The 21,904-nt window shown below is 43.3% G+C and carries 18 protein-coding genes and 1 pseudogene; 6 read left to right on the top strand and 13 right to left on the bottom strand.

Annotation, left to right across the window (positions count from 1 at the left end; translation table 11 throughout):
* Window positions 1–175: 175 nt before the first annotated feature.
* The 6 genes from proC to ACRD7P_RS20240 form a co-directional block, all read right to left on the bottom strand.
* Window positions 176–970 (bottom strand): pyrroline-5-carboxylate reductase, encoded by a 795-nt coding sequence (proC, locus tag ACRD7P_RS20265; protein WP_430909605.1) that lies wholly within the window; start codon window positions 968–970, stop codon window positions 176–178.
* Window positions 971–1,044: 74 nt separating this feature from the next.
* Complete coding sequence (argC, locus tag ACRD7P_RS20260; RefSeq protein ID WP_430909604.1) at window positions 1,045–2,019, bottom strand: N-acetyl-gamma-glutamyl-phosphate reductase; 975 nt, start codon at window positions 2,017–2,019, stop codon at window positions 1,045–1,047.
* A 213-nt stretch (window positions 2,020–2,232) separates the two neighbouring features.
* Entirely contained in the window at window positions 2,233–3,420 is a 1,188-nt protein-coding gene (argG, locus tag ACRD7P_RS20255; RefSeq protein ID WP_430909603.1) for an argininosuccinate synthase, read from the bottom strand.
* A gap of 177 nt (window positions 3,421–3,597) precedes the next feature.
* Window positions 3,598–4,212 (bottom strand): GNAT family N-acetyltransferase, encoded by a 615-nt coding sequence (locus tag ACRD7P_RS20250; RefSeq protein ID WP_430909602.1) that lies wholly within the window; start codon window positions 4,210–4,212, stop codon window positions 3,598–3,600.
* A 215-nt stretch (window positions 4,213–4,427) separates the two neighbouring features.
* A complete protein-coding gene (locus ACRD7P_RS20245; RefSeq protein ID WP_430909601.1) occupies window positions 4,428–5,789 on the bottom strand; it encodes a mannosyltransferase in 1,362 nt (453 codons plus the stop codon).
* A 351-nt stretch (window positions 5,790–6,140) separates the two neighbouring features.
* Window positions 6,141–6,539, bottom strand: a complete 399-nt coding sequence (locus ACRD7P_RS20240) for a hypothetical protein (RefSeq protein ID WP_430909599.1) — start codon at window positions 6,537–6,539, stop codon at window positions 6,141–6,143.
* Between the two features lie 303 nt (window positions 6,540–6,842).
* Here ACRD7P_RS20240 and ACRD7P_RS20235 point away from each other — a divergent pair, with 303 nt between their 5' ends.
* Both ACRD7P_RS20235 and ACRD7P_RS20230 read left to right on the top strand, forming a co-directional pair.
* A complete protein-coding gene (locus tag ACRD7P_RS20235) occupies window positions 6,843–7,250 on the top strand; it encodes a DUF6326 family protein (protein WP_430909598.1) in 408 nt (135 codons plus the stop codon).
* A 42-nt stretch (window positions 7,251–7,292) separates the two neighbouring features.
* Window positions 7,293–8,001: pseudogene (locus tag ACRD7P_RS20230) on the top strand (DUF4386 domain-containing protein).
* A 339-nt stretch (window positions 8,002–8,340) separates the two neighbouring features.
* On the opposite strand, the gene ACRD7P_RS20225 reads toward ACRD7P_RS20230, so the two are convergent.
* The 7 genes from ACRD7P_RS20225 to ACRD7P_RS20195 all read right to left on the bottom strand — a co-directional run bounded on the left by ACRD7P_RS20225 (window position 8,341) and on the right by ACRD7P_RS20195 (window position 17,205).
* Entirely contained in the window at window positions 8,341–8,784 is a 444-nt protein-coding gene (locus ACRD7P_RS20225; protein ID WP_430909597.1) for a hypothetical protein, read from the bottom strand.
* 179 nt (window positions 8,785–8,963) lie between these two features.
* A complete protein-coding gene (locus tag ACRD7P_RS20220) occupies window positions 8,964–10,448 on the bottom strand; it encodes a cellulose synthase family protein (protein ID WP_430909595.1) in 1,485 nt (494 codons plus the stop codon).
* Window position 10,449: 1 nt separating this feature from the next.
* Window positions 10,450–11,145 (bottom strand): glycosyltransferase family 2 protein, encoded by a 696-nt coding sequence (locus ACRD7P_RS20215; RefSeq protein WP_430909594.1) that lies wholly within the window; start codon window positions 11,143–11,145, stop codon window positions 10,450–10,452.
* A 4-nt stretch (window positions 11,146–11,149) separates the two neighbouring features.
* Window positions 11,150–13,549, bottom strand: a complete 2,400-nt coding sequence (locus tag ACRD7P_RS20210; protein WP_430909593.1) for a hypothetical protein — start codon at window positions 13,547–13,549, stop codon at window positions 11,150–11,152.
* On the bottom strand, window positions 13,549–14,103 hold the full coding sequence (locus ACRD7P_RS20205; RefSeq protein WP_430909592.1) for a toxin-antitoxin system YwqK family antitoxin: 555 nt from the start codon (window positions 14,101–14,103) through the stop codon (window positions 13,549–13,551). Before ACRD7P_RS20205 ends, ACRD7P_RS20210 begins: the two co-directional genes overlap by 1 nt.
* Before the next feature lie 117 nt (window positions 14,104–14,220).
* Window positions 14,221–15,804, bottom strand: a complete 1,584-nt coding sequence (locus tag ACRD7P_RS20200; protein WP_430909590.1) for a 4Fe-4S binding protein — start codon at window positions 15,802–15,804, stop codon at window positions 14,221–14,223.
* A 48-nt stretch (window positions 15,805–15,852) separates the two neighbouring features.
* Window positions 15,853–17,205: an NAD(P)/FAD-dependent oxidoreductase gene (locus ACRD7P_RS20195; RefSeq protein WP_430909589.1), complete on the bottom strand. Its 1,353-nt coding sequence runs from the start codon at window positions 17,203–17,205 to the stop codon at window positions 15,853–15,855.
* Window positions 17,206–17,444: 239 nt separating this feature from the next.
* Between ACRD7P_RS20195 and ACRD7P_RS20190 the strand changes: the two genes are divergently transcribed.
* From ACRD7P_RS20190 to ACRD7P_RS20175, 4 genes are all read left to right on the top strand, one after another.
* Entirely contained in the window at window positions 17,445–18,164 is a 720-nt protein-coding gene (locus ACRD7P_RS20190; RefSeq protein ID WP_430909588.1) for a DUF547 domain-containing protein, read from the top strand.
* 82 nt (window positions 18,165–18,246) lie between these two features.
* Window positions 18,247–19,152 carry a hypothetical protein gene (locus tag ACRD7P_RS20185; RefSeq protein ID WP_430909587.1) on the top strand — a complete coding sequence of 302 codons (906 nt, stop codon included), beginning with the start codon at window positions 18,247–18,249 and terminating at the stop codon, window positions 19,150–19,152.
* 47 nt (window positions 19,153–19,199) lie between these two features.
* Complete coding sequence (locus tag ACRD7P_RS20180) at window positions 19,200–20,201, top strand: glycoside hydrolase family 113 (protein ID WP_430909586.1); 1,002 nt, start codon at window positions 19,200–19,202, stop codon at window positions 20,199–20,201.
* 133 nt (window positions 20,202–20,334) lie between these two features.
* Window positions 20,335–21,597: an outer membrane protein assembly factor gene (locus ACRD7P_RS20175; RefSeq protein WP_430909584.1), complete on the top strand. Its 1,263-nt coding sequence runs from the start codon at window positions 20,335–20,337 to the stop codon at window positions 21,595–21,597.
* Window positions 21,598–21,904 lie beyond the last annotated feature (307 nt).

The raw sequence follows: 21,904 nt of genomic DNA, 5'->3' as shown, positions 1-21,904 counted from the left end.
AACGAATTTCAAATTTCAAAGAACGACAATTGCAACCAATTGAAAATCTTTTAGTTACAACCGGACACTATTGACTAACTACTAACTACTAACTACTAACTCCAAACCCTTTAACCCATCCGCAACAACATTGCCTGCGATCAAGAATTGTATTTGTGTAGTTGTGTTTTGCATTTCACTGTTTCTTAAACTCCGTTATTTTATCGAACGAGGCTACGATACCGCGGATCAAGGAGGAGCTTAGTCCTTGATGCTCCATTTCGTTCAATCCCTTTATGGTACAGCCCATCGGAGTGGTCACCCGATCGATTTCCTCTTCGGGATGGTTGCCCGATTCAATCAATAAACTCGCGGCCCCCTCACAGGTATGCATGGCAAGTTCCTGCGCCTCATGTGCGTCGAAACCAAGTTGGATGGCGCCTTGGGTGGTTGCCCGGATCAATCGCATCCAAAAAGCGATGCCACTGGCACAGATGACCGTGGCCGCCTGCATTTGTTCCTCGGGTACTTCCATAGAGTGCCCCATTTGGTTGAAAATTGCCTTTGCCAGATCGATCCGCTTTTTTCCTTTGGTATTGGAGCACATACAGGTCATGGATTTGCCGACCGATATTGCGGTGTTGGGCATGCTCCGTATGATATAATTGTCGGTGCCGATGACGGTCTCTATTTTTTGGATGCTAAAACCGGTAATGGTAGAAATGACCACATGGTTTTCGGTCAACAGGTCTTTGGTGTCTTCTAAAATTTGAGCAAAATGTCCCGGTTGTACCGCAAAAATTAGAATGTCGGACTGTTTTACGGCCTCTCTGTTATCGGTGGTGACCACGACGTTTCCGTACTTTTCAAAGCTTTTGATGGACGCAAGGTTTCGTTTGGTCATATACATTTTGGTAGCACCATCGCTATGCAAAATCCCTTTAGCTATGGAGAGTCCCAAATTTCCCGTTCCTATAATGGCTATTTTCATGTGTTTTAAATTTTGTCGTCTGTTGAAAATGAATAAACTAAAAGCTTATGCTCATTTCATATTCTTGTTTTACTTTAAAAAAGGCTGGCCTTTAGATTCAGTCCCATGGTTTCTTCAAAGCCGAACATCAAATTCATGTTTTGGACCGCTTGCCCAGAGGCTCCTTTTAAAAGGTTATCGATTGCCGAGGTAATCAATAATACGTTCTCGTGCTTGTGCACATGTACATGACATTGGTTGGTATTGGTTACCTGTTTTAAGTGTATGGGTCGGTTTACGTGTTGGGTAAAAGGAGCATTTTTATAAAAGGTATCGAAAAGCGCTTTTGCTTCCGCTTCGCTACCATCAAATCGGGTATAACAGGTAGCGAAAATGCCTCTTGCAAAATTGCCGCGTACCGGTAAAAAATAGGGAGTGCTCGCATTGGGCTGTAGCGATCGTAAACTTTCCCCAATTTCCCCCAAATGCTGATGGGTAAAGGGTTTGTACCAACTTACGTTATTGTTTCTCCAGCTAAAATGGGTGGTTTCCATTGGTCGTACACCGGCACCCGTACTACCGGTTACCGCGTTTACGTGTACTTCTTCGCCTAAAAGATGTTCTTTGGCCAGCGGTAGCAAGGCCAGCTGAATGGCAGTGGCAAAGCAACCGGGATTGGCAATATGGTTCGCTTCCCGGATAACGGACCGTTGTAGCTCCGGTAATCCGTATACAAACGTTTTATCATCGATCTTGGCGTCGGCCTTCAAGCGAAAATCATTGCTAAGGTCGATAATCTTTGTAGCTGCCGAGAACGAATGTTCCTTTAAAAATTGCGTTGAATTTCCGTGGCCCAGGCAAAGGAAAACAACATCGACATTGGTGTTTACCGTGCCGGCAAACGTCATTTCCGTGCCGCCTTGAAGATCGGGGTGTGCCGTAGTCAAGGGTTTTCCTGCTCGCGTAGTGCTGTATACAAAATCGATTTTCGCCTCGGGATGGTGCAATAAAATTCGGATGAGTTCCCCTCCGGTATATCCCGATCCCCCAATAATTCCTATGCTGATCATATGTATGGTGTTGCTCCTATAAACTTGGAAACGATGGTTTTTTCCGTTTTTGATTTTACACCATTTCTGATGTTGAATTCCTGCTTTTTACTCGATAATCGAGATTTAAAATGCTCCGACGCTTGGGTCTAAATCAATATTGATTTTCGTTCTAATGCCTCGTGGGCTTGCCCCGAGGTTATTTACTTGCGTAATTTAACATCGGAAATGCTATTAAAGGTTATGGTTTACATCATTGTAAATTTTGCCCGAATTGGATAGGATTTTAATAAACCCTTTTGCTTCCTCGGCTGTCCATCCTTTGTTCATTTCCCCATAACTCCCAAAGGAGGCGTTCATAAGGTCGTGTTCCGAAACAATTCCGTTCAACCGGAACTGAAACGGATACAGCCCTACATGCACGGTACCGCTCACCGTTTTTTGGGTGTCGGTAAGAAAGGCCTCTATGTTTCGCATTACCGCATCAAGATAGTTGCCCTCGTGCAACAGCATGCCATAAAAATTACCTTGCTGCTCTTTTTGATATTGTTGCCACTTTGTTAGGGTGTGTTTTTCCAACAAGTGGTGGGCTTTTAGGATGATCAGGGGGGCAGGAGCCTCAAAACCCACCCGGCCCTTGATACCGATTATGGTATCGCCAACGTGTATATCGCGACCTATGGCATATTGGGAGGCAAGCGCATTCAATTTTTCGATATTCGCCACTGGAGTGTCCTGTACGCCATTTAAGGCGACCAATTCCCCTTTTTCGAAGGTCAGGGAGACTTCCGAAGGTTCTTTCTCTTTCAGTTGACTGGGATAGGCATTGTCCGGTAACGGTTTTTCGGAGGTCAAGGTTTCTTCACCACCGACGGAAGTACCCCAAAGACCTCTGTTAATGGAGTATTTGGCCTTTTCCCAAGAGTAGTCGACCCCGTTTTCTTTCAGGTACGTAATTTCCGCTTCCCGCGACAATTGTTCGTCCCTAATGGGAGTAATGATCGTAATTTCCGGGGCGATCGTTTGAAAAATAAGATCGAAACGTACTTGGTCGTTGCCCGCACCGGTACTGCCGTGCGCGATATATTTGGCTCCTATGCTCTTGGCGTGTTGTACAATTTCGATGGCCTGTACAATACGTTCGGCACTTACCGATAATGGGTAGGTATTGTTCTTGAGCACGTTACCAAAAATCAGGTATTTCACTACTTTTTGGTAAAAGGTTTCCACGGCATCGATAGACGTATAGGTACTTGCGCCCAGTTGTAATGCCTTGGTTTCGATATCGGCGATCTCCGCTTTGGAGAAGCCTCCCGTATTTACGCTTACGGCATGTACCTCAAATCCTTTTTCTTTTGATAAGTATTTGGCACAATAAGAGGTGTCCAAACCTCCACTATAAGCCAGTACTAATTTTTCCATATTGATTATTTATGTTTTATACCCAAAAAAAGGGTTTTCCTGCTTTTTACAATTAGCAATGAACATTATCGGTTAAAAGTAGTTCGTAACCAGTGGTAACCGTGAAGGTCGGTGTCGCTGGCTTTTCTCGGGAAATTGTATTTTCCAAACCACTAACCACTAACCACTAACCACTAACTACTCTTTACTCCTCTTCTTCAATAACAGACTTTCTTTAATGCTCTTGAGTCTTTTAAATGCTTTGCCGTTCACTTTTTTATTTTCTTTTTTGGTCTCCGGATCGTATAGCATACCGGTGCACAGGCACATTTTTTGATCCGTTCTTGTGAGCACATCGAAATTTTTACAGGTTTGGCAGCCTTTCCAAAATTCCGGATCTTCGGTCAGTTCGGAAAAGGTAACGGGTTTGTATCCCAACTCATAATTGATTTTCATTACCGGTAAACCCGTGGTAATCCCAAAAATTTTGGCGTGGGGAAATTTTTGTTTCGATAGTTCAAAAACCTTCTTTTTTATCTTTTTGGCAAGTCCTTGTGCCCTGAAATCGGGATGTACGATCAAACCGGAATTGGCCACATACTGTTCGTGTTCCCAAACTTCGATATAACAGAAACCTGCAAAAGTTTCACCATCCAAAGCGATAACGGCATTTCCGTTTTCCAATTTTTTGATAATATACTCCGGAGTTCGTTTTGCGATACCGGTACCGCGAACCTTTGCCGAATCGGCAATGGTCTCACAAATGATGTTCGCGTACTTAAAATGGGACTCGTTTGCAATGACAATCTTCATTGAAACTGACTTTAAATTTGATACTAGACGATTTTTTGTTTGAAACGGAAATGGACTCACCTATTTCCAAAATAGAAGTACACCCTTACGGGCGACGGCGAACGGGCGCAAAACGACGGAACGCATCTAGCGCTATGAAGAGGATATTGTATGTTGTTTGCGATACCATTGAATTTCAAATTTACAAATAATATTGAATCGACCGTCCCGCTTTGTCAATTTTTGCGAAAAAACACTTTTTTGCCCCAGACTGTTATAATTTCATATCCCATATAACCAAACAACAGCGCATACTCCAATCCCAACAGCCACAGGTTTTCCGAAAACGTTTCATTGGCATAGGCAAAGTAGCTCAATACCGCCAGACCAGACCAAACGATAGGAAACCGAAAGCTCGTAAAAATACAAAGGGTCACCAAAAAAATAAGGTACCACGGATGTACCGTCGGGGAGGTGAGATAATAAAAACTCAGCACCCATAGCATAGCGTTCAAAAGAACGGTGATTTTCTTGGTATCGCGAAAAAAAGTGCAGTATAAGACCACCGCTATTGTTAAGATCGGAGTAATTTTTCCATAGGTTTTGATGAGTTCCCAGGGTTTCGCATCGAATTGGACGGCCAGTAATTTGATGCCGTTATAGAGGCCGGCATTGAATTCAAAATTCGAAAACCACAATCCTACCGTTTTGGAGTAGTTGGTTATGAATTCCGGCGAGTAAAAAGGGACTACCATTAAAAAGCAAAAAAGGACGACCGAACCATAAAACAACACACTTTTTTTAAGGCCGAAGTACTTCAGAACCAGCGGTAAGAAAAGCAATGGCACCAATTTTACACCTATCGATATCGCATAGACCACTGCTGCGGGCAACCATTTTTTTACCGCGGTCAGGAAAAGCGCCCAAACAAAAAAGAAAAGCATAACCCCTTCGAAGTGAAGGTTTCCCGTAAGTTCTATGATGACCAATGGATTTAAAAAATACCAAAAAATCAAATGTGGCGATTTGTTCAGGTATAAGAGCAATTTGCGGCCGAAATAGAGTATCCCGATATCCGCTAAAATAATCGTCGTCCGCATGACAAGAAGGGAGCCAAAAATGGTTTTACCGCCCAATAAAGAGGCCAATGCGAACAACAATTGATTAAAGGGAGGATAATTGCTATAGTTTCGCGCACTTAAACTGCCCATGCCGTCGTATAATACCTGGGCATTGGCAATAGGGACATCGGTTTGCGCGATCAACGTATAGGGTGTATACAAATAGGGGTTGATGCCTTGGGCCGCTAATTCGCCGTCCCAGATAAAACGGAAGTAGTCTTGTGATAAATTTGGTTCGGCCAATAAAAATAGCAGCCGGAACAGTACGCCCATTCCTACCAAAAACCTAAGGTTCCATTTTTCAAATTGAATGAGCTTGAGGTATATAAAGAACAGCGCCGTAAAAAGGCCTAGCAATTTCGGAAAATCGGTGCGAACCAGTTGAAAAGCAAAAAAAGCATACAACAAAACACCCAAAGCCGATAAGAGTATGGCAACCTTATGTAATTTCCAGTATTTGGTAAGGGTATCGAACACGATAAAATGGATATACGATGTTGTGGACTAATTTAATGGTTTTGAACGAGATCGAGCCACAATCGGAACGAATAGCGGAATAGGGAAACAACATTCGAAAAGGAGGAAGTTCGTTATCCTACGCAAAAGCGGTAAGAACTTGGCTTTACCCTGTTGGGAATGGCCTTATACCATTTTAACTTTGAAATAGCACTAATAAATCGTTTCTTTTTCAGCTGTTCTTCGTTAAAAAGCCTGTCCCCGGCTTGAACGGGGATATAACCGTAGCTAAGGCTATGCTTAGATTTTTTGCCTCGAACAACTAAAAAATAATTCAATTTCTATACGCGCGATTTCAAAGTTAAAATGGTATTATTTTAATACTTTCGGCTCGTCCTTTACCTGTTTATGGGAAACCACTTCGGCAAGCCCCAAACCGCCAAAAACGAGGTAGGTCGCTTCAAATTGAAATACGACGGTATAGCCCTGCTCTTTCATTTTCAAAGGACTTTCGGGCCATAATTTCTGCCAGTCCTTTTTGTTTACGTAAATAAAGAGATGGTCCTTAAAAGGCACTTTTAAGAAAACCCGCTTGTTGCCCAACAGGGTTTCAAAGGCGTGTCGTAACAGATGGAGGTAGCCCAGGTCGATAAGGTTATAGCGTACTTCAGCGGCCCCTGCCGCTTTTCGAGTATAGGAAAGGCGATAGCGTAAAAATACAAATGCGTATAATGCTAAAAAGGCAAATAAAATGGCGACGATGACTTTCATTATTGACAACTTTATAAGAGTACAATGGTGCAAAACGGGGTTAAGTTACAAAACACAATAGGCTTTTAGTAGTGTCTCCACCGATTTTGCGGTTGCCAGGAGTATGGAAATGGGCTATCAGCTTTATCGAAGAAACGGATACTCATCCGTTCCGTTGGATTTGGAAGTGAACCTCACAATCGACGAAAGTGAAAATGGATACTACCAATTCACCTTTAAAATGAAACCCTGGGCAACCATTTAAGGTTTCGTAGCGTCTTGGAAGTAAAGAGGCCTGGTCCGGCTTCTGAAACCATAATCAATATGTTAAAAAATCAAGAGGTAGGCATTAAAGTAAAACTTGCGGCCTTATGGTCCTCCGTAACCTTTTGCTATCTATATGGGGATTACTTTGAACTGTACACTCCAGATAAAATCAACAGTTTGATTACTGGTGAAAACATTCTGGATAGCCCGACGAAGCTATTGGTCGCGTCGATGCTTTTGGCAATTCCTTCCCTAATGGTGGCACTATCGGTTGTTCTTGGGCCGAAAATAACCCGCTTCTTGAACATCTTGTTCGGAACGCTGTTTACGGTAATGATGATTTTTATAGGTGTTAACTCCATGGTCAAATGGTACAGTTTTTATGTTTTTCTCGCTTTTTTAGAAAGTGCAATTACGATAACCATTGTTTGGTACGCTTACAAATGGCCAAAAAAAAGCGATTGACCCCTATACTTTTTACATTTTAAACTAAAACCAATTGCCCTTATGATTCAAAATGTTAAAAGAGTGGCAAGAACATCGGGACTCTTATACCTCTTAATGATATGTTGCGGTATGTTTAGCTTGGTATATGTTCCTTCCAAATTGTATGTATGGGAAAGTGCAATCGACACCCATAAAAATATAATAGTAAATGAATTCTTTTTCAAGCTAGGAATCTTGAGCGACTTGTTCATGTATACCCTATTTCTATTTTTGTCACTTTCTTTGCACAGGTTGTTGAAACAGGTGAGTATTGATATTGCCGTCGTCATGATCGTATTGGTGGTTGTGAGCGTTGGAGTATCCTATGCCAATCTAATTCCAAAGTTGGACATCATCACCCTTTTGGATGATTCCTTAGGTTCATACACGGCCTATGCAACAGAACGGTCAGAACAACTTTTCACAATCTTAAAATCGCATTATAACGGGTTCCGCATAATTCAAATATTTTGGGGACTTTGGTTGTTTCCTTTTGGCCTATAGATCCGGATTTTTACCTAATTTTTTTGGTGTTTTACTCACAGCGGGATTTTTGGGTTATCTTATCGATTTCTTTGGTTATTTCTTTTTTACGCAAAGTTATAAAAGGAGTATCATTCCTACCATTGCAGAGCTTCCCCATGCGTTGGGCGAAATTGGAATTTGTTTATGGTTGTTGATTTTTGGAACAAGGCAAAAATTGGTTTCTGGCAATTCTTCCAAAATATAAATCCTACTGGTTTACGCCATTCTTATTACGACTGGGCAATTGGTATGCTTTCCTTACTATAAGGGAGACGGAAGTGGCTATTTCGACAAAGGAGTTTAAAAAAGAGCGCTCCGACCACTTTACGAAAATCGGTATAATGAACTTTCATTCTTTTCTTACAATGGAGTAAAAGAGAAATCGATAGAAGTTAAAGTCCAAAATCCTAAGGGTTTTATATAGTATTCTTTTAGGATATCCTAAAATAGCACTATCCTTGATTCTGACCTCCAGTAATGGGTTGGTTTTCTTGATGTGCATTGTAATAGTCGCAAAAGCGTCGATTAAAATGCAAAACTAACTTTAATTGGTCTTTTTTTTCTGCCAACATTTTTGAACCTCTTTTTTTCGTTCCTTTTTGAGGATCCGTTTTTGCTTGTTGGTCCATGCTTTCCTTTCCGGACTATTCAGCCAATCGCGATATTTCTTTTGAAAATTTTGGGTGCCGTACGTTTTGATGGCGGGTAGATAATTGGCGATCGATACGGAATGTTCTGTACAAAAATCAAGATCGCAACTTAACGCCCCGGTAACCTTTGTGTAGGGAATGGGCTCGATAAGATCGGCTATAATAATGGCTATTTCTCCCTTTGTCAAAAAAGACCTTTCGCACCGAAATCTATTGTTCGATGCATCGTTATTTGTAAACAGGTTGACTAAAATAGGAAGTGCGCTTTCCCCATAGGCTATTATTTTTTGGGTTTGCGATGTCATATAGAAGGTACCCGTGCCAACGCTATCAGGCATATTGTGAATAAGGTACCGAATCTCGTTCCGCGTTTGTCCGATTATGGACCCCGTTGACAACAAGAATAAAATCAATATTGTGTTATAGAATCGTAGCATGATAAAAGCGGTCATAGCGCTAGGGGACCGAACAGGTCGCTGTTCTTTCACAGGAAACGATCAAGAGCGCGAAACGGATATCAGGCCCGAGCGGTAAGTGATTTAAAGAAGACGAAACCAAACCCTAAAAACAGCATAAAATGAAACGGGAACAACCCAAAATCGTTCAATGGAATGGCCAAATACATGCCATAGAGAAAATATAGCATCAGTGCAAATTCCAATAACATATTTGGCGAAAGTTTTTTAGTAAGGTATTTATTGCCTTTCCAGCTTTCCGTTAGACTATTGATATTGAACTTGGGTGTTCTTACAAATTCACTGCGCTTGCCCATATGACCTTCCAAAACAGCTATGGAATTGTGAAGGGAGAAGCCCAGCGCCACGGAGAAAAATGTGAAAAAGAGTTTAATGTAATCTACAAAATTATCAAAGCTACTGCCTTGGATGCTCTTATATGTGAACCAGTAACAGACGAAAAGGATCACCGTACTGAGTATAAAGAAACTTAGGGCATCAAAAACAAGGTCGAACTGCGGGTAAATGTTCTTGATGAACATGGTGGGGATGCTCAAAAGGGCAACCACGAATACACATAGGAACATACTACTGTTCAAAAGGTGCATTACACCATGGAATTTTGTTTTGAACGGAATGTTCTTGGCGCTAACAACGCTCCAAACGGTTTTACGGAAATTTTCGGCACCTCCTTTGTTCCATCGAAACTGTTGCGACCTCGCGGCGCTGATTACTACAGGTAGCTCTGCCGGTGTTTCCACATCTTCCAAATATTTGAACTTCCAGTTTTTCAATTGTGCCCGATAGCTGAGGTCCAAATCTTCCGTAAGGGTATCACCTTCCCAGTTTCCCGCATCAAGGATACACTCCTTGCGCCATATGCCGGCCGTGCCATTAAAGTTGATGAAATGGCCTTTGGCATTTCTGCCGACCTGTTCAAGGGTAAAGTGGGCGTCCAAGGCAAAAGCCTGTATTTTTGTGAGTACCGAATAATCGCGGTTGATATGTCCCCAACGGGTCTGAACAACACCAATTTCCGGATCTTTAAAATAGATAACGGTCTTTTTTAACCAGTCGCTATCCGGTAGAAAATCGGCATCAAAAATGGCCACGAAATCGCCTTTGGCCACTTCCAATCCTTCCTTTAAGGCACCCGCCTTAAAACCTTGCCGGTTTTCGCGGCGAATGTGTTGTATGTCCAATCCGGTAGCTTGGAGCTCTTTTACCCATTTTGCCGTATCGACTACGGAATCGTCGGTAGAATCGTCCAATACCTGAATTTCCAATTTGCTCTTGGGATACTCGATCTTGGCAATGTTTTCGAGCAATCGTTCCATTACGTATTCCTCGTTATATACGGGGAGTTGGATGGTTACCATGGGAATTTCCCGGGCATCCATTAAATTGTATTTTGGGGCGGTCTGGTTTTGCTTTTTGTAACCGAGATAATTGACGAGAAGGTTGAGTTGGGCCAAACTGTAGAAAAAGATCAACAACAACGCAATACTATAGATGGCGATGATAATGTAAGCGATTGTAAGTCCCATATTATTTTATGCTGTATTTAAAAATCCAACCTAATATTTTTATGCCCGCAAATATACTACCTTTTACGGTACCGGACACTTTTGATATGCCAATTCGTCTTTTGTAACGTACTGGTACTTCGGTATATGTCAAATTTTGTTTCAGGGCCTTTAGCTGCATCTCAATGGTCCAGCCGTAGGTTTTGTCCCCCATCTCCAAACCTAACAGTTTGTCGTATTTTATAGCTCTAAACGGACCAAGGTCGGTAAATGTTGCCCTAAACAGTATTTTCATTAAAAAGGTAGCCAACCAATTCCCGAAAATTTGTTGTGGGGTCATGCTTCCATCTTCCCTAAGGTGTTTTACACGTGCTCCAATAACAAAATCGATATCCCGATCTACAATGGGCGCTACCACTTTGGTAAGCTCTTCAGGATAGTCGGAATAGTCTCCGTCGATAAATACGAGAATGTCGGGTGCTTTGGACTGTTCACTGAGGTATTGCATTCCGCACAAACAGGCATACCCATACCCCTTTCGGGTTTCTTTTAATACCGTAGCCCCCGCTTTACGGGCATTTTCTGCGGTGGCATCTGTTGAATTGTTGTTAACAACTATTATCTCGGAAACGGTTTTTGGTAACGCGGAAACCACTTTTGCAATGGAATCCGCTTCGTTGTACGCGGGAATAATGACCTTTATCGTTTTTGTGGACATGGACTTAATTTAGTTGGTACCGATGTCTTCCCGGTCGTAAAGGTTGTGCGGAACCGTTCCATTGAATCGAGCCTTTGCTTTTTGTCGGTATTTCGATTTCCGCATACAGGTTATTTTTTCTTTTTTCCAAATTGAAATGAATGGGCCCTTTGGCTGTTGGCATGGTCCCTTTTATTTTCGTTAGTTTTCCAAACGCCGGGGAAATACAAATGTCGTCAAAGTTCCCGGAAACCGATTGGATGCCTGCCAAATAGGTGAGATAAAAATACGCGGGCGAAGCACTCCAGGGATGCACTTCGGACCGGGTGGGTTTCGAGTTGGCCTCGAACCGTTCTAAGGTAGTACTCATGTTGTTGGCCACCATTTCTTCCCAAGGGCGTTGGGCACTATCGAACAATGCAGGTTTCCCTACTTTTTTTATGGCTTCGAACAGGTAATAACGGTAGTAATAGGTCGCCTGTAACAAGTTACTGTCGTTTACTATTTTGGCCAATAGCGTAGGCTGTTCCTCCTTGGGAAGTGCGTCCGTCAAAATTGCCATGATGTTGGTATGCTGATCGAATATGGATTTGTCCGGTCGTTCCGCGAACAGCATACGATCGCTATCGTAGCAAAGTTCGAACACCGCTTTTTTTACCGTTTGGGCACGGGTTTCATATACATTCGCATGGTGGTCATCGCCTATCGCCTCGAACAATTTTGCTGCGTTGGACAGGGCATGGGCATAGTGTAGGCTAACGACCGCCGAATTTTCACCGCCATTATCCGTTGCGGTACCTTTGCCTTCGCCAGGGTTTTGGTACCAATCAACAAAGTAGCGATAGGGCGTTTTGTCAACAAGGCCGTTGGGTTTCATGTTGTTTTGAAAACCGTTCAAGGTATGTTTAATGCCCTCTTTATAGGTAGCTATAATTTTAGTGTCCCCTGTAAGTCGGTAATAATCCGCTACCATGTCGACCCAGATCAGGGAGTAGGTAGGGAAAATAAAGGTCGATCGTAAGGGATATGCGCCCAGTAAATTTCCGTCGGCGTCCCTGGAATGGTGAAATTGCCGCAACGCGTTTTCCGTATGGGCAAGGTTGCCGCTGAGCGCCTGCCAAGTGAGCGCGTGTACTTTGGTGTCCCCTATGTACTGCATGGTTTCATAGTAGGCGTCGCTTAAAAAATAGTCTTGGGTACAGAGGTCTACGGTACGCTTGCAGATATTGAAAATTTCGTTGTAGGTGGGGTCATCACTGATAAATGCCGCCGTGGAGGGTATCGTCGTACCGGAACGGTTGTTGTAAAATTGCTCCAGAACCAGTTCGGTGTCACCCGTAGTTATCTGAAATTCGACAAAACGGAACGTACGCATCCAAGTAGGTACAAAGGTTTGGTTTTTACTTCCGTCGGATAAAATATGGTCCAAATACCCGATGAGATGTTTACCTTCTATTGCGCTACGATCGCCTTTATATTGTTCCGGTCCAAAAAGGTTTTCGGCATACTTTATTTTTATGGAAGCTCCCGTTCCCCCGTGAAAATGAAGTTCGGGAAAACCGCTGGTGACCACCTCGTTGTCCAACAAAAAGGAAGCTTTGGTATTTGGCGGTATCCGTAATGGGGTGTTTTCCGGGAAGGAACTTTTGGCTATTGCGGTGGATCGAACTAGGGTTCCCACCGGTTCTTTGGTCCAACTCAGCAAGGGCAGGTTTCGGGGTTCCAGGAGATAGCCGATGGCCCCGCCCATACTTTTTGCCCCTTCATAAAAAACAGGGGTCTCCCAATGGTCATCATCAAAACCGGGTCGTTCCCAATTTTTGGGATATTGGTTCAGATCTATAAAGTCAGTGGGGTTGTTGGCGTAAAACCCGCCTACAATACTGTTTTTCCCTTCGCTTCTCCAATGTACTTCCAAGGCCTTGTACGAGGGGTCGATAAAGCACTTCCATCCATCGGAGTTCCCTTTGGTAGTCAACATTTTTGCATTTTCCGAAACACCATTGACCATTAGGGCGGTGTACAGGCTCTGTATCCCTAAAAAACGCCGTTTTCCGTAATTGACGACTTTTACGGCAATCGTATTTTCACCCTGTTGCAGAAACTCCTTTAGATTTAGCGTTTCATATTTCCAGTGTTCGATATCGCTCAGTTGCGGACCATGGGTAATTCTAACGCCGTTGATGAAAAGAAAGTAGTGGTTGTCGGCGCTGATGTTGATAATGAAATCTTCCGCGACATCCGAAACGGAAAAGGTTTTACGGAACAGTACGGCCTGATCGGCACCTCCCTTCGTATCCGGGTGGCTCAACCAATTTGCGGTAATGTGTTCGGTTCCGTAAACGACCTTTGGGTAGTTGAGTTCGCGTTGTGCCAAACAGCTCAGACCGCAAAGGAAAAACGCTAACAAACGATAACAGCGCATTATCTTAGATCGGATAGTTTATTTTCTTTTTTAAAACTGGACAAGCTGTACCAGGCCTTTATCTTTTTCCCATTTTTATATTTTTCGGCCGAAGCAAGTTTGCTGTTTTTATATTGAAGACAATAGCCATTTTTTTTGCCGTAGTTCAGTTGGCACTTATGGTTTACCTTTCCTCGGTCGTCATAGAAAAGCCACCAATCTGCCATTTGGCCTTTTTTATAGTGGCCTTCCTGCTGGCGAACGCCCCTTGGCGTATAGAAATACCAATAATCCTTGCGTTTCCCTTTTTCGTAATGCCCTTTTTCCGACACCCTTCCGTTTGGATGATAAAAACGCCAGTAGCCCGATTTTTGACCGTTGATTAGCCAACCCTCGGATTTTGTCTTCCCCGTCCGGTAGAATTCCTTATGATATTTACCCATTTTCGCTTCGGCGGTCCCAAAGGAAAAGGTAAAAAAGCCGATAAGTAAGATTTTAATGAGCACGTCTTGACTTTTTAAGTTTTGTCGAAGGGAATTTAAAAAACTAACGTCCCGTACAACGGTCACGTCCATCTTTTAATCCTTTTGATCGACCACCCGAAAACCAAAAGGATCAACGGGTTTTGTGTAGCGCTTTTACACTACCTTACAAATGTAGTATCAAAGTCCCTGCCAACAATTATGGCCGTCTTAATTTTTGTTCACCAGTTCCATAAGGTCGGGATCGTTCCCCAACAATACTTCGGTAGGGTTGATACGCCCTTCCAATGGGCCGTTTTCCAGCTTTAGAACACCTCTTGGGCAAACAGCGGAGCAAATTCCGCAACCAACACAGCTAGAACGTACGATATTCTCTCCTTTTTGGGCGTACGCGCGTACATCGATACCCATTTCGCAATAGGTGGAGCAGTTGCCACAGGAAATGCACTGACCGCCGTTCGTGGTTATGCGAAACCTTGAGAAGAGCCGTTGCTGAAACCCGAGAATGGCGGCCATTGGGCAACCAAAACGGCACCATACCCGATTTCCCAAAATGGGATAAAAGCCCGTTCCGATAACACCGGAAAAAATACTACCGATTAAAAAGCTATAGCTTTTGCGGAGCGTTTCCGATTTAAAGAGAAAAATATTACCTTCCGAACTGAATACGTGCATTCCGATAAGTGCCGCAATGATCACAAAATATCCGATGGCCCCATATTGGGCATCTTTTTGAAGCTCTTTTCGCTTGAACAGCATTACCCAGGCGAAAACTAGGGTAAGCAGTACGCTGACCCCTATTAGAAAACTACTTTTTGTCAACCAGTACTTGCTGGTATCGGTGCCAAGGTAAGAGTAGACCACTGCAATGGTCATCAAGGTTACGAACACCACAACGCTATGCACTACCCATCGTTCAATGTTCCAGGCGGTTTTTGTTTTATCGCTCAATTGCCGGAACGAATCGCCCGCGGTTTCCGCAAGCCCACCACAACCGCAAACCCAGGAACAGTACCATCGTTTCCCGAATTTAAAGGTCAGTATGGGGCTGATCACGAAAATGGAGAGGATCCCGAAAATCAGCATGGCCATTCCGATATTTCCCGAATCGATAAATCCATTGATGCGGTACCGTTCAAAATTATAGTAATTGAGCGGCCACATGTTTTTAAGATCATAGTAGGGAAGGTCGCCATTTAAACGGGCCATAATTTCGGGAATGATAAAGGCGAATGCGGTTTGAAAGAACATCACGCTCAAGGTGCGGATGCGCTCGTAGGAATTATGGCGGTATTTCCATATAAACTTGATGCCAAAGGCGAGAATGGCAACGGTATAGAGCGTACCGTATACAAACCATTGACTAGCGGGATTGCCACTGAGCAATCTGCTCAAGGGATCGAAAAGTGCGATGACACCGGTATTGGCGCCGTCCTTTACCAATCCCAAATACTCGGGGTAGAAGTATAGGGCAACATAAAAACCGGTCAATGCAATTCCTGCCAACCAGGCCAACACCCCTCGGCTGGACATGGATTTGAACCAGACGCCGTCATTTTTGATGCCTTTGTGCTTATGGGCATAAGCGGCTTTTGAAAACCATACGACCCCTATAAATATGGCGACCAACGAAACGGTAAGCCATAGGCCGCTGTTGGGAAAGTCAATATTAAAAAGGTTCAGTACCAATATCCCCAAACCGATCATCCCCAAGAGGGTAGCAAGTTTTTGTCCGGTGTTCAATGCCTTTGGCGGTTCGCCCGCTAGGGACATGGATTTTTCAAATGTGCTCATGTTCTTTTTTTTGTGGTTGTTCGTTTATAGGGGGTACAATTCGTTTTGTTAGATGCGTGCCTTTTCAAAAACACGTTTCCAACTCCGTTTTTTTGCTTTTATGGCCGTTCCAAATTCCGCATTGTAAGCGGCAATGATCTGCGCTTCATAGGCGGCATAAAATTCTGGATCAAAACTGGCGTCCTTTAAATATTCGATGACATGTTCCACTTCCCGCTCCTCGGTCAACCAGCGATCAAAAATTTCGTGGCGCATTCGTATGCCAAAGGTGTTGATGCCAAGGAATTTTTTGGTTTCCTTGTGGAAGGAAATGGTAACACATATTTTTTCTGTGGCATGGCGCCAATGAAAATGGGTTTCATATTCTTTTTTACTGCGCTCCCCAAATACCCATCCGTAGGTTTGGTATTCGATATCCAAAAATTTCGCGGAATTGAACCAGTGTCCAGGGTTGTAACTCCGTTTGTTTCCACAAATGGTTTGGGCAACGGTTTCACCCATCATTCTGCCGGTGTACCATACCGCTTCTATCGGGCGCCTGTTGCCAATACCTTCATGTTGTTCGGCACAATCGCCTATGGCATAAATGTCCGGAATATTGGTCTCCAAATAGCGGTTGACCTTTATGCCCCTGCCCAAGGTGATGCCCGATTCCTTTAAAAAATCGATGTTTGGGGATACTCCGGCGGTAAGCCCAACAACATTGCATTCGATGGTGTCGCCTTTGTCAGTGGTCACTGCTTTTGCCCGCCCATTTTCATCTGCCAGTATTTCATTGAGGTTGGTCGATAAACGAAGGTCGATATGATGTTCCAATATATGCTCGTTGATCATTCTGGATTCCCCTTCGGGAAGCACACCGTTCCAAAAACTGTTTTCCCGAACCAAAAACGTTACCGGAATGTTCCGTGTGACCAACATTTCGGCGAGTTCAATACCGATCAGTCCGCCGCCAACGATTACCGCTCTCTTGCAAACCGAATTGTTGGGCGCGTTTTCTTCGAGTTTTTCCAGATCTTGTTTGTGGTACAATCCTTGAACACCATCCAGATCTTGGCCGGGCCATCCAAATTTGTTCGGTTTGGATCCCACGGCGATAATCAATTTATCATAAGGAATTTCCGTCTTGTCGGAGAGGACCACTTTTTTTGTGGCGTGTTCGATCGTGGTCACATATCCTTTTAGTAGCCCGATTCGGTTCTTTTTCCAAAACCAAGGCTCATAGGGCTGGGTATGCTCAAATTTCATATGCCCCATATACACATACATCAATGCTGTTCTAGAGAAAAAGTATTCGGTCTCTGCAGAGATGACGGTTATTTTTTTATCGGAATTTTTTCGGATATGGCGTGCGGCGGAAATACCGGCAATGCCGTTGCCAATGATTACAATGTGTTCCATTTAGGATAAATTGGTGGTTGTTGTACGTGGGTCGTTGTCGTTGAAAAAAACTTAACCATATATGTACAATTTAGAAAGAAATTGAATAAGAACCTATTTTGTAAGGTAATGGACGATTTCTCGAACGGCTAATCGTTTGATTATTAAAATCTTAAATAAATCACAAAATTTGCCTTTCTTTGTAGGGCAGGGGAGAAAGGTGCGACCCATACGACAATTCAACCTTAAAAATAACAAACATGAAAACAAAAAAATATCTGATATCGCTGCTAATTATAAGTTTTGCCTTTCTGGGATTCGGTCAGGATACTTCTGAATTTTTCGAAGGGGCCGACGCCTTTTTTAAAAGCAATGTTACCAATGGAAAGGTCGCTTATAAAAAAGTAAAAAATGATTCCGGAGAATTACATCGTTTGTTGGAGATGGCCGAGAAATTGACCGTTTCAAAAGAAAACGCAAAAGCATATCAGGCCTTTTGGATCAACAGTTACAATTTGTTGGTGATCAAGGGTATCGTTGACCATTACCCGGTGAAACAACCTTTGGATATCGCCGGTTTTTTTGATAAGACCAAACACAGTGTAGGGGGAACCGAAATTACATTAAATGATATCGAGAACAAGATGTTACGTGCGGAGTTTTCCAATGAGGCACGTTTTCATTTTGTTTTGGTCTGTGCAGGTTTGGGGTGCCCACCGATCATCAACGAGGCGTACCTTCCTTCCACTTTGGAAGCACAACTACAGCGACAGACCGTCGCGGCAATCAATAATGCCGATTTTATTCGCGTGAACAAAAATAAAGTTCAAATTTCCCAAATTTTTGAATGGTACAAGGGCGATTTTGAAAAAAACGGTAGCGTAACCGATTTCATCAACACCTATCGCTCGGAGAAACTTCCCGAAAAATCCAAGGTATCCTATTATTCCTATGACTGGACGTTGAACGACGCCAAGTAAATTTACACACAACCTAATAACAATAGCTAATCTTTTAAATGGCACTTGTGCTTTGCGTATCGGTGCCCTAAAAACAAACAACATGAGAAACTTTATGAAATACGGTGTTTTTTTAGCCGTTTTGGCCCTAACATTTCAAGGGATAGCGCAAGATACCAATGCAGATGAAGACGTGGATAGTCCACCACAACAGGCAAAAAGTAACATACAACAGTACACCCCATCCAAACTGATCGGTAAGGGACAACTGGATTTAAAATGGTTCAACAACCTTTACACACAGACCGAAAGTACGTTCTCGGAAGGGGACGAACCCCGACAGACCTTTTTTACCTCTACGCTTGAGGCTTACACGGGGGTGGGTAGCAATAACCGATGGAACGTCGGGGCGATTTTTGAATTTCGTTCCAACGTGATCAACGATCGTGGTGCGCTGGAGGTGTTTCAGTTCGATGGGGAGGAAGGAACCGCACGTTCCGGATTTACCTCTATTGCCCCGTCCGTAAAATTCGTGCCCATTGCCTCGGTCAGTAACTTCAGTATACAGAGTTCGTTTTTTATTCCGTTGGTAGACAATGAGGTTGAAAACGGTGTCTTTTTGGACCAAAAGGGATACATATGGCAAAATCGATTCTTTTATGATTATACGTTTCCGGGCGATAAGTGGCAACTTTTTTCGGAACTTAATGCCGAATGGAGTTTCGGGGAACAGGAGGAAAGCTTTGCCAACAATAGCTTAAACCTTACCCCCGGGGTATTTCTAAGTTACTTTCCAAGTTCCAAGTTTACAGTGTTGGCCTTGGCACAGCACTCGCAACGGATCGATTTGGGGAATGATTTTGCGCAGGATTTTACCGCCGTTGGCGGTGGTGCAAAGTATCAGCTTACCGATGCACTTAACCTGGAACTCTTGTACACAAACTTCGTGCGTGGGAGCAATACCGGATTGGGGCAGACCTTCAATTTGGGACTTCGGGCGATTTTTTGATCGCTACCTGAAAATAGCGTAATTTTAAAATCCTAAGATGGCCATTTATGAGGATTTTAAAATTATTGTTGCTATGCCTGTTGCAGCTTTCGTGTACCGGACAGGAAAACGAAAAAATCAATGGGGTCAGTTTTGTGGCCTCCCGTGAACCGGTAACCGAAACGCAGGTGGCGCAGATCGTAAAGGTACACGCCAACCATGCGGCGGTAATGCCGTTCGGGTTTATCCGTGATATCCATTCTCCGGAAATTGTTTTTGATAGCGAACGGCAATGGTTCGGTGAAACCAGTAAGGGGGCATCGCAGTATATTGGGGAATTACAGAAAAAAGGGGTCAAAGTAATGGTGAAACCCCAGATATGGATTTGGCGCGGTGAGTTTACGGGCACCTTGAAAATGCAGAGCGAAAAGGACTGGAAAACGCTGGAAACCTCTTACGAAGCCTTTATTCTGGCGTACGCCAAGGTGGCCCAAAAAATGAAGGTAGACCTCTTTTGTATTGGTACGGAACTACAGCAATTTGTGACCCATAGGCCAGCATATTGGACGGCCTTGATCAAAAAAATAAGGGCGGTCTATAAAGGAAAATTGACCTATGCGGCCAACTGGGACGAATACCCGAAAACCCCTTTTTGGGAAGAGTTGGATTTTATCGGCATCGATGCCTATTTTCCCCTTTCGGATGCCCGTAACCCCACTATGGAGCAGCTCCGGGAAGGATGGAAACCTTGGAAGACCAAAATAGCGGCCTTGGCCGAATCAAAAGGGAAACCAGTACTTTTTACGGAATTTGGATATCGAAGTATGGATTTTACGGGAAAAAAACCGTGGTTGGTCGATGCGCATGATATGCAGGTAAACCTCCAGGCCCAGGCCGATGCCACCCAGGTCATTTTTGAAACGTTTTGGCCCGAAGATTGGTTCGCCGGAGGGTATATTTGGAAGTGGTTTATCAAACATGAGAACGCGGGCGGCGCAGAGGACAATAGGTTTACACCGCAGAACAAACCGACACAACAGGTGCTGTCGGAGTTTTATAAAAAATATTGACCTTAGCAAAATTAAAGGTCTCCCCCGATTTTTCTGGGTCACGTTTTGTTTCAGCTTCACCTAAACATAGCTTGTGATCTCTTTTTTAAATCGATAACGTATATTTGATTTCAATTGATGCCCTCTTTGCCCTATGTTTACAAATCGCTGCTTGTTGCCGTTACTGTTCTTGATAGGTTTTGGATACGCGCAAGAGTCCTATATCGCCGATGTGAAGATCCAGGGTGCCAAAAAAACGAAAGTCGCTTTTTTGAAACGCATATTGGAGGCCCGACCGGGACAGCAATTGGATTCGGTGATACTGGACCGAGATATTACCCGACTAAAGCGCTTGCCTTCCGTGGCACATGCCTATTATCAAATTTTTTCTTCCGATGATGGGCGCCATAATGTTTTTTACAACCTAACCGAGAATTTTACCCTTATTCCTTTTGCCAACCTTTTTAGTTCCGCCAATGATGATTTTGCCTTTCGCATCGGTCTTCAAGAATTTAATGCACTGGGCCGTAATATTACTGCGGGCGGATTTTATCAGTTCGATATTTTTAGTTCCTATGGACTGAACATAAGGGCGCCCTACCTGTTCGGAAATCGGTTTGGACTTTCTTTTAGCTATAACAATTTTACCACTCAGGAACCGGTCTTTTTCGCGGATGCTACCGCTGATTATCGGTATAATAACGAAGGGTTCGAAGTATTGGGCCTCTACGAGCTGAATTTTAAGAATAGGGTAGAACTGGGTGCGAGTCTTTTTGTTGAGGACTATGAATATCTTTCGGGTGCTACCGACCCCTCGGTGCCGCAGGAATTAAAAGTGGATAAGCACCTTATAAAACTGATCTACAATTTTGATGGTATTTCATATGACTATCATTATTTGTCGGGTTTTCGCAGTGCCCTTAATTTTCAATACGTAGGAACCACCAATAGGGTACTTCCCGCCTTTTTGATAGGATTTAACGATTTTGCCTATTTCCAAAGGGTAGGGGCGCGGGGAAATTGGGCCAGTCGGTTACGGCTTGGTCTGGCGAGTAATGTCGATACGCCTTTTGCCCCTTTTACGGTGGACAATAACCTAAATATCAGGGGCGTCGGCAATACCATTGATCGCGGTACCGGTGCCATTGTCCTCAACACGGAATACCGACATACCTTGGTGGATAAGGATTGGTTCGTATTACAGGGGAACGTTTTTATAGACGGGGGGTCTTGGCGAAATCCTGGAGGGGATTTTAGTGATTTTGGGGACGACCAGAACATTCGCGTGTACCCTGGGGCAGGTCTTCGTTTTATGCATAAAAGAATTTTCAACGCTATTTTTCGGATCGATTACGGATACGGTATTACCAAAGATGCCGATCGAGGACTTGTTTTTGGTATTGGGCAGTATTTTTAACAAGCAGTGAATAGTTTGCAGTAATTAGTTGTGAGTAAAAAGTAGTTGGTAAAAAGTGGTTAGTTGGTATTCCTGTAATTTTGAATTTGAATTTGACACTTGAGCTTTTTTTAGTCTTTTTTCCTTCAGCGCGACGGTCTTTTTTCAATTGACAATTAGCAATAACCAATTAACAATGAAAAAATAATTAGTGGTGCGTAAAAAGCCAGATGTTTGAATTTGAATTTATTTTTTTACTAACTACTAACTACTAACTACTAACTACTAACTACTAACTACTAACTACTAACTACTAACTACTAACTAC

This window comes from Maribacter sp. 2-571, from assembly GCF_050589625.1.
Lineage (GTDB): Bacteria > Bacteroidota > Bacteroidia > Flavobacteriales > Flavobacteriaceae > Pelagihabitans.
The sequence above is the reverse complement of the archived record's forward strand: the minus strand, read 5'-3'. Positions and strand labels throughout refer to the sequence as shown.